General features: G+C 70.9%; 10 protein-coding genes. 4 read left to right on the plus strand and 6 right to left on the minus strand.

All coding sequences use genetic code 11. The annotated features are described in order from the left end of the window. Nucleotides 1-33: 33 nt before the first annotated feature. Together IE290_RS12590 and IE290_RS12595 are read right to left on the minus strand one after the other, a co-directional pair. Complete coding sequence (locus IE290_RS12590) at nucleotides 34-411, minus strand: hypothetical protein (RefSeq protein WP_191244720.1); 378 nt, start codon at nucleotides 409-411, stop codon at nucleotides 34-36. Next, entirely contained in the window at nucleotides 408-830 is a 423-nt protein-coding gene (locus IE290_RS12595; protein ID WP_229874438.1) for a YbaB/EbfC family nucleoid-associated protein, read from the minus strand. Before IE290_RS12595 ends, IE290_RS12590 begins: the two co-directional genes overlap by 4 nt. A gap of 71 nt (nucleotides 831-901) precedes the next feature. Between IE290_RS12595 and IE290_RS12600 the strand changes: the two genes are divergently transcribed. Continuing rightward, nucleotides 902-2,179: a S8 family serine peptidase gene (locus tag IE290_RS12600; RefSeq protein ID WP_229874439.1), complete on the plus strand. Its 1,278-nt coding sequence runs from the start codon at nucleotides 902-904 to the stop codon at nucleotides 2,177-2,179. 101 nt (nucleotides 2,180-2,280) lie between these two features. Here the strand turns inward: IE290_RS12600 and IE290_RS12605 are convergent, their stop codons facing one another. From IE290_RS12605 to eccD, 4 genes are all read right to left on the minus strand, one after another. Next, on the minus strand, nucleotides 2,281-2,565 hold the full coding sequence (locus tag IE290_RS12605; RefSeq protein ID WP_229874440.1) for a WXG100 family type VII secretion target: 285 nt from the start codon (nucleotides 2,563-2,565) through the stop codon (nucleotides 2,281-2,283). Nucleotides 2,566-2,596: 31 nt separating this feature from the next. Beyond that, the gene (locus tag IE290_RS12610; RefSeq protein ID WP_229874441.1) at nucleotides 2,597-2,926 is read right to left on the minus strand and encodes a hypothetical protein; all 330 of its coding nucleotides are present in this window, start codon (nucleotides 2,924-2,926) and stop codon (nucleotides 2,597-2,599) included. Nucleotides 2,927-3,096: 170 nt separating this feature from the next. After that, the gene (eccB, locus tag IE290_RS12615) at nucleotides 3,097-4,497 is read right to left on the minus strand and encodes a type VII secretion protein EccB (RefSeq protein ID WP_191244722.1); all 1,401 of its coding nucleotides are present in this window, start codon (nucleotides 4,495-4,497) and stop codon (nucleotides 3,097-3,099) included. A 9-nt stretch (nucleotides 4,498-4,506) separates the two neighbouring features. Further along, entirely contained in the window at nucleotides 4,507-5,907 is a 1,401-nt protein-coding gene (gene eccD / locus IE290_RS12620) for a type VII secretion integral membrane protein EccD (protein WP_191244723.1), read from the minus strand. A gap of 183 nt (nucleotides 5,908-6,090) precedes the next feature. On the opposite strand from eccD, the gene eccCa reads away from it, so the two are divergent. From eccCa to IE290_RS12635, 3 genes are all read left to right on the plus strand, one after another. Beyond that, a complete protein-coding gene (gene eccCa / locus IE290_RS12625) occupies nucleotides 6,091-9,984 on the plus strand; it encodes a type VII secretion protein EccCa (protein WP_308431344.1) in 3,894 nt (1,297 codons plus the stop codon). A 122-nt stretch (nucleotides 9,985-10,106) separates the two neighbouring features. Beyond that, complete coding sequence (locus IE290_RS12630; protein WP_191244725.1) at nucleotides 10,107-11,180, plus strand: hypothetical protein; 1,074 nt, start codon at nucleotides 10,107-10,109, stop codon at nucleotides 11,178-11,180. A gap of 7 nt (nucleotides 11,181-11,187) precedes the next feature. Continuing rightward, a complete protein-coding gene (locus tag IE290_RS12635; RefSeq protein ID WP_191244726.1) occupies nucleotides 11,188-13,329 on the plus strand; it encodes a hypothetical protein in 2,142 nt (713 codons plus the stop codon). Nucleotides 13,330-13,580: the final 251 nt, after the last annotated feature.

Here is a 13,580-nt window from a genome sequence, read left to right on the forward strand (position 1 = left end):
TGGCGGACCTCTCGGACGGGTGGAAACGGCGGATCAGGCGGGCGGCTCGATCTTGTTGATCGCCGCCAGGTTGTCCAGCTCGGTGCCCATCTGCCCGTCGACGGCCGCGCGCAGGCCACCGCCGAGGTCACCCAGCTCGTCACCGATCTGCTTCATCGACGCGAAGATCTGTCCGGCGCGCGTCGCGTCGAAACCCTGCATCTTGATCGCCCCCGGGGCGTCCCGGTAGGTCGGCTTGAACTGCTTGCCGAGGTCGTCGTTGCCGAAGACGGACAGGTCGGAGCCGGCGAGCTGCTCGTGTTCGCCGTTGGCCGAGCTCGCGAGCTTGGCCAGATCGCTGCCGTTGAGCGCGATCTGGTCGCCGAGCGAGCGGATCTCCGCGGCGCTGGTGTTGATCTCGAGGTAGCTCACCGGTCGTCCTTCCCCTCCGCGTAGATGTCGGCGTCCAGCCGGTTCATCAGTTTGCCGATGGTGTCGCTTTCGTTGGAGCGCATCTCGTGCTGGAGCGAGGTCATGTCGGCCGGGAACTGGCCCGCCATGATCTCCTCGCGCTGCTGGTTGATGTCGATGACCGCTTCGCGCGAAGCGGCCAGGATCGCCGCCTGCAGCGCGGCGGCGTCGGGCTTGCGGAACACGCGCGGATCGATGTCGATGTCGGCCAGCTGTCCCCGCGGTCCCACGACGACCTTGACCAGCTTGTCCGGTGACCAGCCCACACCGGTCAGCGCCATCATCCGCCGACTGGCCTTCGGCAGTTCCTCGGTGGCCTTCTTGATCTGTTCGAGCATGCCGATCAGCGCGGGATTCACGCGCCCCGAAGGGGAACTCATGACTACCTCCGTCCATCCGGCACAGTGGCGACATTGCCATGATCACCGGTCACTCCGCTAGCATCGCCGCCGTGAACGCGAAGCGCCTCCGCACGGCACTGGTCACCGCGGCCGCCGGCCTCGCCGCCGTCACGGTGGCGCCACCGGCCGCGCAGGCCCAGCAGAACTGTGTCGTTTCCGGGAGCCTCGTGGTTCCCGTTCCGTGGTCGCAACAGCTCCTGGCACCCGATCGGGTGTGGCCGCTGAGCACCGGAGCGGGACAGCGCGTCGCCGTGGTCAGCACGGGCGCCGCCGACAACCCGCAGCTCACGGGGCGTCTGGCCGAACGGGCCACCTTCGCTCCCCCGGACACCGGCCAGTCCAGCGGCAGCCCGGACTGCCTCGGCACTGGCACCGGTGTGAGCGGCATCATCGCCGCGCTGCCGACGACGGTGGTGGGATTCCACGGGATGGCTCCCGGTGCGCAGATCCTGTCGGCGAAGGTCGTCGGCGACTCCTACCCGTCGGGCCGCGAGCCCCGCAAGAGCGTGGCGCCGCTGACGCTGGCCGCGGGCGTCAACTGGGCCGTCGACCGCAACGCCACCGTGATCGCCGTCCCGACGGTCACCTACGAGGACAACCCGGCCCTGCGCGCCGCCGTGCAGCGAGCCCTGTCCCGCAACATCGTCGTGGTCGCGGCGGTCGGGGAACGGCAGCCGAACGAGCCCGGCGGGCTGGTCCCCTACCCGGCCTCCTACGACGGCGTGATCGGCGTGGCCTCGCTCGCCGAGAACGGGCTCGTGGCCGACGATTCGCGCGCCGACGCCGTGGATCTGGTCGCCCCGGGCGCCAACGTGGTCACGACCTACCCGAACAACGGGCTGGGCGCCGTGGCCGGCACCGAGTACGCCACCGCGTACGTGGCGGGCACCGTGGCGCTGGTCCGCTCCTACCGTCCCCAGCTGTCCAATCAGGACATCGCCAAGCGCCTGTACGCCACCGCGGCACCGGCGCCGGAGGGCACCGGCAGCGCCTCCTACGGCTACGGCGTGGTGAATCCGTACCAGGCGGTGTCCGACGATGTCGTGGCCGGCAACCCGGTGGCGCTGCCGCCGCTCACCCCGGTCACCGTCGATCCGGAGGTCGCGGCTCGACAGGCCGCCGAAGAACGCAGCGACGAGTGGGCCCTCGGCCTCGCCGCGGGCGGTTTCGCCCTCGTGGTGCTGGTGACCGCGATCGTCGTGTTCGGACCGCTCGGCCGCCGCCGTCGCTGGCGGGCCGGACTGGCCCCGGTCCCCCAGGACCGGCCCGACGACGAGCGTCCCGAGCCCCCGGTGGAACTGTTCAGCGACCGCCCGAAGCGGTCCTGAGATCCTCCCCTGACACAACGATTCCTCCCCGGCTTTCCGAGCGTGAGACAAGCCGGTCCCGGAGCGCGGACACGCTCCGGGACCGGCGGTGACGAACGAACTCAGACGAAGAAGCCCCTCGCCTGCTGGTCCTTCGCGAACGCCTCCTCGGCGGTGCGCATGACCGTCTGGCCCACCTGAGCGTGCGTCTCCGAGTAGCTCAGGAGCTTCTGGTTCCACTCGGTGTGCGCCTGCTCGAAGGCGGTCGAGGCCTGGCCTTCCCAGTCGGTGCCGAGGATTCCCTTGGCCTGGGTCATGAAGTCGTTGAACAGGTCCGCCAGGTCGGTCGACTTGGTGACGTTCGTCGACCCGGTCGTGCCGACCATGTCGTCATAGCGAATAACCATGCCGTTACCCCTTTCCGGTGTGGTCGACGAGTCAGGCCAGGCGGCTGAAGTTGCCCATGCCCGGCGTGATGGCGTTGATCTTGCTCTGGCCGTCGCTTTCGTGGTCGGCCATGAGGTTCTGGGTACCGACGATGCCGGTGATCAGCTTGTCCAGGATCGGAGCGAGCTGGCTGTTCCAGAACTGCAACATCTCGTCCGACTTGCCGAGGGCGGCCATGGAGGCGATGCCCTTCCAGTTCGCGCCGACCACGTTCGCGTAGTCGGACTGCATGCTCCGGCAGAGCTCTTCGCCGCGGTCCTTCGCGTCACGCAGCAGTGTGTTCAACCGGGTCACTTGGTCTTCGTCGAGATTCAGGGCCACGCCTGTCACCCCCCATTTCGGAGACGTTCTACCACCACAGTGCGGACATCTATCAGCAGAGTAGGCGCGGCGGCTGACATCCCCCCGTCGCCCCGTACCACCCTCGCACGGACCAAAACCGCTGGTCAAGACTTTCGGTCAGAAGTTCACGGTCGCCCGGTGCGGGTGGACTACGGGACCGCTGACGCCATCGCGGCCGACGGGTTCAGCGTCGGGCCCTCGGGGATCCGCTGCACCAGCGCGGCGGGCATGTCGACCGCCGAGGACGCGGAATACCCCAGCTGACCCAGCACCTTGTCGTCGGGCACCGGGTAGCGCAGGCCGGTGTCCGTGACCAGCGTGTACGCCCCCGTGGGCGCCGTCGCCGAGGGCAGCACCCGCACCACGGCGACGCCACCCGGCGGGACCAGCACCCGGTCGGCCAGCTTGGTGCCGGTGCCGCTCTCCACGGTGGTGTCGATGGCCGCGGCCAGGACGCTCGTGTCGCCGCCGATCGAGATCACCGGGTCGGTGCGGGCGTCGTGGGTTTCCGAGCACAGCGCGGCGCGGCCCTCGTCGGGCACGGTGACCAGGTCCGGGGGCAGCGTCGGCGGCGCCGCCTCGCCCTCGGCCGGGACCAGGGCGGTGCTGGTCGGCGCGGCGTTGGCGGCGGCGGCGGGGATCTCCTTGGGCCGCACCGAGTACTGGCCCGAGATGATCCGCACCTGCAGCTCGGTCAGCGGCGCCAGCCCGTCGGTCCGGACCAGGTAGTACTGCACGCCGCGGGACAGCGGGTAGTAGACCACGTCGCCGACGGTGAACCCACTGAGCACAGAGGACGGCGAACCCTGGCCGGGCACGTCGATCCGGCCGATGTCCTGCCCAACCGGCAGGCCGTTCAGCCAGGCCGTGCCCGCGTCCACCGCACCGGCCTGCGCGCCGAACACCGAGCGGATCACCGCGACGTCGGTGATCCGGTAGCGGTGGTTGTTCCACACCAGGTAGACGGTGCCGTCGGTGAAGTCGCGGGCCAGGATCGCGCGCTGGCCGAGCGGCGCCCCGCCCGGCATGGACTGCCCGACCATCAGCGTGGTGGTGGTCAGCGGAGCGCCGGCCAGGTTCTGGCCCAGCACCGAGCACATCGTCCACGGCGTCGCGGTCGCGCGGTCTGCGGGCGGCAGCGAGGCAGGCGCGCCGGGGATGCCAACGGCGGGCCTGCGCGGCAACCCGGCGAGGTCCTTGCCGGACACGCGGTGCGGTCCGGCCTTGTCCGCGCTGGTCAGCAGGCGGGCGGAGGCGTAGTTCAGGGTCGGCTGCAGCTCGCCGGAGGAGTACACGAACGTCGCGCCGGTCTCCCGCTCGATCACCACCGCGCCGTCCGTTTTCCAGGACGTGCCGCCGACTCCGGTGAACACCCCGTAAACGCCGAAGCCCGCGGCGATCAGCACCGCGATCATGACCCCGGCGAACACCGCGCCCACTCCGCGCCGCAGCGGGGTCAGCTCCGGATCGGTCTCGTGCACGATGAGCGCGGAGGTGACCCGCTGCATCATGAACTGGTAGGCCTGCAGCTGGTCGCGACGAGTGGGCACGCCTATCCCTCAGCCGATCGAGGCCATCAGGCCCTGGACGTATGCGAAGAATCCGGTGATGAACCCCGCGAACGGGATGAGGGCCACGATAGCCATGACGTCCACGATGTCGGCGATGCGGCCGAACCACGGCGACGGGTTCTTGCCGGAGTAGACCAGCCCGGCGGCCGCGACCAGCAGCGCGAGCACCACCAGCGCCAGCAGGAACAGCCCGAGCCCGACGTTGCCGGACGCGGTGGAAAAGCACCAGTCGGCCAGCAGCGCGAACACCCACAGCCCGGCGACCAGCAGCGGGATCCGCTGGCGCGGCACCGGGAACAGCCGGGCGCGCAGCAGCAGCGCCGCGCACGCGAGGATCAGCATGATCAGCCGCGACCCACCGCCGTGCACGGCGAGCGGGATCGACGCGAAAGCGCTGATCAGCGCGGCGCCGGTGAGGAAACCGGTGAGCAGTTCGTCGGCGCGGGCGGCCGCGTCGAACACCGCCGGGGTGGCCGGGTGCGGTTCGTCGTTGAGCAGGTCGGCCGACCGCTGCGGCAGCGCGGGCAGCGGCACCCGGCCCAGCCGCAGCGCGAGCCACGGATATCCGGGCAGCAGGCCGATCGCGATGGTCAGGACCAGCGCGCCGGCCGCGTCCGGGTCCATCCAGCCGCCGAACAGCGCCCCCAGCGCGCCGAGGACCCCGGTGGCGATGGCGGCGACGAACACCCGGCTCATCGCGCCGACGCCGAGGTAGCCGACGATGCCGAAGACCAGCAGCGAAATGGCGCCCAGCAGCAGCTGCGCGGAGCCGAAGGAGAACAGCCCCAAGTGGTCCGGCGCGGTCGGCAAGTAGCCGCCGAGGAACGCGTACGGCAGCGCCGATCCGGCGAACACCGCCCCCGCGTAGGCGTCCGGCACCGCCCGCGCCACGACGATGCCCAGCGCGGTCAGGACCACCGCGGCGGACAGCGTGATCAGGCCGGCGTCCAGCCACGGTGGTTCGAACAACAGGGAGACCAGGCTGCCCCCGCACAGCAGCACCGCCGCGACGACCAGCCCCGCGCGCCGGGTGGCGGCGCGGCCCCAGCTGCGGCCGTAGCGCCGGGCGCCGCTGGCGATGGCCTCGACCAGGTCGTCGTACTCGATCTCGGGCCAGTCCACCGGACCGGGGACCAGGTGCAGGATCTCGCCGTCGCGCACCTGCTGCGCGGCGAGCGTCTGCTGCCCGTCGAGGCGTTCGCCGGTGGGCCGCCGCAGCGACCAGCCGCCGTGCTGCTCGCCGGTGTCCGGCGCGTCCTCGCCCGCGTGCCGCAGGATGTAGGGGAGCAGTTCCGCGACCGGCACGTTCTCCGGGAGCGCGACGTCGATCCCGCGCTTGGGCGTGGTGATGCTCACCTTCGCGAGGGTCGTGCCCATCGCCGACGTCATGCTGCCCCTACCTCCAAATTGGACCCCGAGACCGGCTGGGAGAGTATCCATTAAAGCGCGACACTAGGCTGGCGGAAAGCTCTATGCTGGCGCACCCGGGCGCTCGGGAGGTTTTCGGTCTTGGGAACGATCATAGTCAAGCGGCCACTCCGGCGGCCCGCGCCTGACCTGCCATCGGGCGACGTGGTGCTCGATCCCCCACCGGAGAACCCGCCGCCCGCGGGCAAGAGCTGGTCGCGGGTGCTGATGATCCTGCCGATGCTCGCCGGCACCGGCGGCATGGCGCTGCTGATCGGCGCGGGCCGGTCCGGTCCGCTGATGTACGTCGCCGGCGGTCTGTACGGCGTCGCGGTGCTCGGCATGATCCTGTTCCAGATCATCAGCCAGGGCGGGCAGGGCGCGAGCAAGCAGGAGATGATCGCGAACCGCCGCCGGTACATGCGCCGGCTGTCGCAGCTGCGCGCGCAGGTGCGGGACACGATCGACCAGCAGCGCAAGGCGATGTTCTACCGCCACCCGGACCCGGCGCGCCTGTGGTCGACCGCGCAGAGCGCGCGGCTGTGGGAGCGCCGTCCCGGCGACTGGGACTTCACCGTCATCCGGATCGGGCTGGGCTCACAGGAACTCGCGACGCCGCTCGTGCCGCCGGAGACCAAGCCGATCGACGAGCTGGAACCGCTGTGCGCGATGGCGCTGCGGAAGTTCGTGACCACCTATTCGACCGTGCCGGACCTGCCGGTCGCGGTGGCGCTGCGCGGGTTCTCGCGGATCTACCTGACCGGCAACGACGACCGCAAGCGCGCGATGGCCCGGGCGCTGGTCGCGCAGCTGGGCACGTTCCACGCGCCGGGCGACGTGCTGACCGCGTTCTGCGTGCGCGAGCGCGAGCTGTGGGACTGGGCCAAGTGGCTGCCGCACGCGCTGCACCCGACCAAGACCGACGCGGTCGGCCAGATCCGGCTGGTGGCGCCGAGCGTGACGGCGCTGGAGGCGATGCTCGACGACGTGGTGGCCAACCGGCCGCGGTTCAACCCGGGCACGCAGCCGATCGAGGGCTCGACGCACGTGGTCGTGTTCGTCGACGGCGGCGACACCGGCGGCTCCGAGCACCTGATGATCGAGGGCGGCGTCGAGGGCGTCACCGTCATCGACCTCTCCGGCGAGCCGCCGCGCCTGCTCGACGCGGCCACGCTGGTGCTGGACATCTCCCCGGACGGCAACCTGACCAGCCGCACGATGGACGGCGCGGGCAACATCGGCACCGCCGACGCGCTGGGCATCGAGGAGATGCGCGGCCTGGTGCGCACGCTCGCGCCGCTGCGGCTGTCCGCGCTGACCGCGAGCGAGCAGCCGCTGTCCGGGTCGCTGGAGCTGACCGACCTGCTCGGGCTGGGCGACCCGTACGAGTTCGACCTCGCCAAGAGCTGGGAGACCCGGTCCAACCGGGACCGGCTGCGCGTGCCGATCGGCATCACCGCCGACGGCCGCCCGATGGAGCTGGACCTCAAGGAGTCGGCGCAGGACGGCATGGGCCCGCACGGCCTGCTGGTCGGCGCCACCGGCTCCGGCAAGTCCGAGCTGCTGCGGACGCTGGTGCTGGCGCTGGCCGTCACGCACGATTCGGAGATCCTCAACTTCGTGCTGGTGGACTTCAAAGGTGGCGCCACCTTCACCAAGCTCGACCGGCTGCCGCACACCAGCGCGGTGATCACGAACCTGGCCGACGAGCTGCACCTGGTGGACCGCATGCTGGACGCGATCGGCGGCGAGCTGGTGCGGCGGCAGGAACTGCTGCGCAAGGCGGGCAACTACGGTTCGCAGCGCGACTACGAGAAGGCCCGCATCGCCGGCGCGCCGCTCGACCCGCTGCCCGCGCTGCTGATCGTGGTGGACGAGTTCTCCGAGCTGCTCACCGCGCGGCCGGACTTCATCGACATGTTCGTCCAGATTGGACGCGTCGGCCGTTCGCTCGGTGTTCACCTGCTGCTCGCCTCGCAGCGGCTGGAGGAGGGGCGGCTGCGCGGGCTGGACTCGCACCTGTCCTACCGCATCGCGCTGAGGACGTTCTCGGCGATGGAGAGCCGGGTCGTGCTCGGCACGCCGGACGCGTTCCAGCTGCCCCGCTCCCCCGGCAACGGCTTCCTCAAGACCGGCGTGGACGAGCTGACCCGCTTCAAGGCGGCGTACGTGTCGGGCGTGCACCGGCGCGGCACGATCCAGCGCACCGACGACGAGGGCCGCCAGATCGACCCGGTGCAGGACTACTCGACGGCCTACCTGCGCCCGCGCCTGGCGGAGAAGCCGGTGGAGCAGCCGAAGCCCGCCGAGTCCGACGACATGGGCGAGACGCTGATGGACGTGCTGGTCGAGCGGCTGGAGGGGCGGGGTGTGCCGGCGCACCAGGTGTGGCTGCCGCCGCTGGAGGAGCCGCCGTCGCTGGACAAGCTGCTGGAACCGCTCGTGCACGACCCGGAGCGCGGCCTGACCACGGGGCTCCGAGAACACCGCGGTGCGCTGCGCGCCGCCGCGGGCATCATCGACCGGCCCGCCGACCAGCGACGCGACGTGTGCTGGCTGGACCTGTCGGGCGCGGGCGGCAACGTGGCGATCGTGGGCGGTCCGCACAGCGGCAAGAGCACCGCCGTCCGTGCGGTGATCGCGAGCCTCGCCCTCACCCACACCCCGGCCGAGGTGCAGTTCTTCTGCCTCGACTTCGGCGGCGGCGGTCTCGCGGCGCTGCGGGACCTCGCGCACGTGGGCGGGGTCGCGACCCGGCGGGAGATCGACCGGGTCCGCCGCAGTGTCGCGGAGGCGCGCACGCTGATCGCCGAGCGCGAGCAGCGCTTCGCCGAGCACGGCATCGACAGCATGACGACCTACCGAAAGCTGCTGCGCGAGGGCCGGTTCCCGGAGGACCGGTTCGGTGACCTGTTCCTGGTCGTGGACGGCTGGGGCACGTTGCGCGCCGAGTTCGAGGACCTGGAGGCCGACATCGCCGAGGTGGTCAACCGCGGCCTGGCCTTCGGCGTGCACGTCGTGGCCGCGGCCAACCGGTGGATGGACATGCGGATGAACCTGCGCGACATGTTCGGCAGCAAGCTCGAACTGCGCCTGGGCGATCCGGTGGACTCGGTGATCGGCCGGCGCCAGGCCGCCGGTGTCCCGGAGCAGACCCCCGGCCGCGGCCTCGCGCCGGACGGCATGCACTTCCTGTCGGCGGTCCCGCGGGTGGACGGCAAGGAGACCGCGGACGAGCTGGCCGAGGGCATCGCCCACCTGGTGTCGTCGGTCAACAGCGCCTGGCCCGGCGAACCCGCGCCGCGGGTCCGGCTGCTCCCGCCGATGCTGCCGTACACGGCCCTGCCCGCCCCGGACGAGCACGGCATCCCCATCGGCATCTCCGAGGCCGACCTGCAGCCGGTGAGCCTGGACTTCACCACCGAACCGCACCTGGTGCTGTTCGGCGACGTCGAGTCCGGCAAGAGCACCTTCCTGCGCGCGCTGGCCACCGGCCTGATGGCCCGGTACACGCCCGACCAGGCGCAGATCGCCCTCATCGACTTCCGGCGCAGCCTGCTCGGGCTGATCCCGGACGAGTACTTGATCGGTTATGCGACCTCGAGCGGAACCGTTCAGGAAATGGTGCGTCTGACCATCGACGCGATGCAGAAGCGACTCCCGGGAGGTGACATCACGCCGGAGCAGCTCCGTTCCCGCAGCTGGTGGAGCGGCCCGGAACTGTTCATCCTGGTCGACGACTACGACCTGGTCGCACCGAACCCGCACGACAACCCGCTCGCGCCGCTGCTGGAGTACATGACGCAGGGCCGCGACATCGGCCTGCACCTGGTGGTGACGCGCCGCAGCGGTGGTGCCGCGCGGGCGATGTTCGACCCGGTCATCGCCCGGATCCGGGACCTGGCCTCGCCGGGGATCCTGATGTCGGGCAACCGCGAGGAGGGGCCGCTGCTGGGCAACATCCGGCCGCAGAAGCTGCCCCCGGGCCGGGGCTGGCTGATCACCCGCAGCGGGGGCGCCCGGCTGGTGCAGCTCGCCGAGCTGCCACCGCAGGCTTGAGGAAAGTGATTCACCGGGGTTGACTCGAGGTGGTTGGCTAGGGAAGCGGGGGTCCGCCGACCCCTACCCCCGGTGGGCCCCCGCCATCTGAGCTGGGCTTCACGACGTTTGGGAGGGACATCGTGGCACCGACACCGGACGAACCGGGCAGCGTCCCCACCCCGGATTGGGCCGCCAAGGGCGCCGAGCTCGAGCTGGACCCGACGAACTTCCGCAACTACGGCAAGAACATCGCCCAGGTCGGCAAGGACCTGAGCGGCGACACCATGTCGGCCCAGTCGGCGCTGCAGGGTCCCGGCGGCAAGGACATGATGATGTCCACGATGTTCGAGCCGGGCCTGGACATGCAGGCCTACGCCGACCGCAACGCGCAGGAGATGGGGATGTTCATCCCCGACCTGTACAAGAACGTGACGGCCATCGCCTCCGTCGCCCTGATCATGGGCGAGGTCTTCGAGAACATGGACGGCGCCAACGCCGCGATGGTCGACGCCGTCGAGTGGGCGTTCCAGATGGACGGCGCCAAGAAGCCGGGTGACATCCCGTCCTGGCTCAACGACAAGCACACCATCGCCAAGGACCTGACGCCACCGGTCGGCACCGGCGTGACGCAGACCGGGAACGACAAGATGATCAACCAGATCGTGGTCGGCAACATGACGATCACGACCTACCGGACCCCGGACGGCGGCACCCGCACGGTGCAGACGAACGGCGGGGTGACCACCGAGTACCTGGACGACAAGAACGGCACCCGTCAGTACATGATCACCTCGACCAAGGGTGAGCACGAGAACACGACGGTGACGACGTTCTACCACAACGGCGCTCCGGCCGGTGAGACGCGCCGCACGACGAAGCACGACACGGACTCCGACCCCAACGTCGTCCACCAGGTCACGACGTCGCAGACCTACGACAAGGACGGGAAGCCGGTCAAGTCCGACGGTCCGGCGCCGAGCCAGCACGTGGTCACGTACAACTTCCAGGACGGCTCGCACGCCCGCGACTACTACACCGAGACGATGCAGAAGGACGTGAACGACGTCGACGGGGACGGCGACAAGAACGAGAAGGTGCCCGTCAAGACCGACGAGCGGTCGGTCGGCACCCAGCACGACCTGCCGACCGGCGCCGACTACCGGCAGAACTACGACGAGCTCGAGCAGGCCCGACGCGCGGCGACAGGGGGGTAGGACGGCCATGGGCGACGACTACTTCGGCTACGACCTCAGCAAGATCGGCACCGGGGTCGGCGGGGGCTACTACAACACCGGGCAGAAGACGCCCCCCGCGATGTGCAAGACCTACGACTTCGAGGGCGAGGGCATCGAATCGCTCTACCTCGCCGTCGTGAAGGGCGAGCAGCCCGGCACCACCGCCGACCGCGCCCGGCAGTGGGGCAACGTCGAGCTGATGATCCAGACGGTCGCGGACAACCTGCGCGAGCAGACCCAGACGCTGGCCGACCACTGGAAGTCGCCCGGCGCGAAGGAGGTCTTCCTCGGCAAGGTCGGCATGACGCTGGCCTACCTGCGCCAGTGGCAGGACGCCGCCCTGCACAACAGCACGGCGCTGTACGGCCTGTCCAACACGATGTACGAGGCACAGGCCAAGATGCAGGCCCTGTACGACGACTACAAGGCCGAGAAGAAAGACGCGATGGACAACGCGACCCACGACATGGGCGCGTTCTACGCGGCGAAGGTCGGCACCAAGCCCGGCGACGCCAAGGACAAACTGGAGGCGGGCAACAAGGTCACCGAGAAGTACGACCAGCAGGCGCGCAAACTCGCCCAGACGATCGCGAACCAGTACGCGCCCTACATCTACAAGCTGGAGGCCGCGCACGGGCCGAAGCTCGAGGTCCTCAACGCGATCCTGCACCCGGAGGCGACCGGCGGCCCGCGTCCGCCGACACTCAACGCGCCCGGCGCTCCCGGCACGCCGCCCGGCGGGTCACCAGGCGCCCCTCCGGGTAGCGCCCCCGGTGCGCCCGGGAACGCCCCCAACGCGCCCGGCCACGCGCCGAAGGCCCCGGGCGACTCGCCGGCCTTCAACGCGAACAACGCACCGACGGAGAACCCGGCGTTCAACGGGAAGGAGGCGCCGACAGCGCCCCCCGGGCCGGCTCCGGTCGCACCCACGGCGCCCGGCCCGGCACCGACCGCGCCGAACGGGATCACGACCACGCCGCCGCCACCCGGGAACGCACCGGGCATCGACCCGGCGCTGCTCGGCCTCGCGGGCGGGGCGGCGCCGATGCTGGCGAACGGGTTCACCGGTGGCAAGGCGCCGGGCGCCCCCTCGTTCGGCAACAAGGGCGCCACTCCCAACCTGTTCTCCGGCAAGGCCCCGGCCAACGTCCCGCCGACGCTGGGCCTGAACACCACGCCGACCTCGGTTCCGGGGACCGCTCCCGGCACTCCGCCGTCGTTCAGCCAGAACGGCAACCTCTACCCGCCGGGCACGATCACCCCGCCGCCGGGCGGTCAGGTGCCGCAGCAGCCGCAGGCCAAGGAGCCGGGCGGTGAGCGGCCCGGCGCACCGACGTTCGACAACGCGCTGCCCTTCGACGAGCACCTGAGCCTCGAAGCCAGCTCGGCGTACCGGCAGGCCATGCAGTCGGCGCCGCCAGCGCCGCCCACCGCGGAGTCGGCGATGGGCCCCAACGGGAGCTCGGCCCCGCCGATGCCACCGGGTGGCCAGTCGCCGAACGGCCGGGACGTCCAGGCGGGGCGGCGGTCCGGCGCGCCCCTGATGAGCGACCTGTCCGAGCGGCCGCCGGCGTTCCAGCCGCCGCCGTCGACCGCTCCGGTGCTCAACAACGACAGCAAGCGCAACAACCGAGGCGGCAGCGCGAAGGAAGCGCCCACGGGGACGCGCGAGGGCCTGCCTCCCGGTGTGGGCGCACCGCCGGTGCTGTCCAACCCGCACCGCAAGGCGCCGGGCAAGACGTTCAGCGAGTGGATGGCCGAACGCAAGCGCCGGAAGACGCAGCAGGGCAACCGGAAGCAGTCGGAGTTCGCCGCGAACCTGCCGATGAGCACGACGGCGGTGTTCGACGGACGGTACTCCGCGCAGGAGTACGTCGCCGGTTCCGCCGGCGAGATCCCGAACGTCCTGCAGGCGCCGGTGCCCGTGGTGACGGCTCCGGACCGGCACGCCAAACCGGTCGTGCACGCCGATCGTGCCCAGCGCGTCGTGCGGAAGGACGAGAAGGCGCCCGTCGCCGACCAGGCCGCGTTCGAGGTCGAGACTCCGGGTGGTCCGGTCGTCGCGGCCGGGGAGCGGGAGAAGCGGTACCGGCCGGCGGAACCGTCGGCTCTGGACGGGCGGAACTGAACCGCGTTCCGGTGCGTCACGTCCCCAGTGGACTGACGCACCGGAGCACCTCACCCCACCAACCGGCGGCCGGCGACGGAAGTGGACCGACTACGCCCCAGACCTCCCCCGCCCCCGATCCACAGCCGATCTTTGGTCGCCGACCAGGCGTGTCAAGGTACTCTTTCCCGCCTTGACACGCCTGCTCGACGACCGAAACACAATCAGGCATCGGGGGCGGGGGAGGTCGGACCCAAGGTGACCGTTAGGCG

It is taken from the genome of Amycolatopsis deserti, from assembly GCF_014653945.1.
GTDB classification, from domain to species: domain Bacteria; phylum Actinomycetota; class Actinomycetes; order Mycobacteriales; family Pseudonocardiaceae; genus Amycolatopsis_E; species Amycolatopsis_E deserti.

Excerpts from the sequence above, each read along its gene's own strand:
- IE290_RS12605 (WP_229874440.1), bottom strand. The coding sequence starts at position 2,565 with ATGGTTATTCGCTATGACGACATGGTCGGCACGACCGGGTCGACGAAC.
- IE290_RS12595 (WP_229874438.1), bottom strand. The coding sequence starts at position 830 with ATGAGTTCCCCTTCGGGGCGCGTGAATCCCGCGCTGATCGGCATGCTC.
- IE290_RS12635 (WP_191244726.1), top strand. The coding sequence starts at position 11,188 with ATGGGCGACGACTACTTCGGCTACGACCTCAGCAAGATCGGCACCGGG.
- eccD (WP_191244723.1), bottom strand. The coding sequence starts at position 5,907 with ATGACGTCGGCGATGGGCACGACCCTCGCGAAGGTGAGCATCACCACG.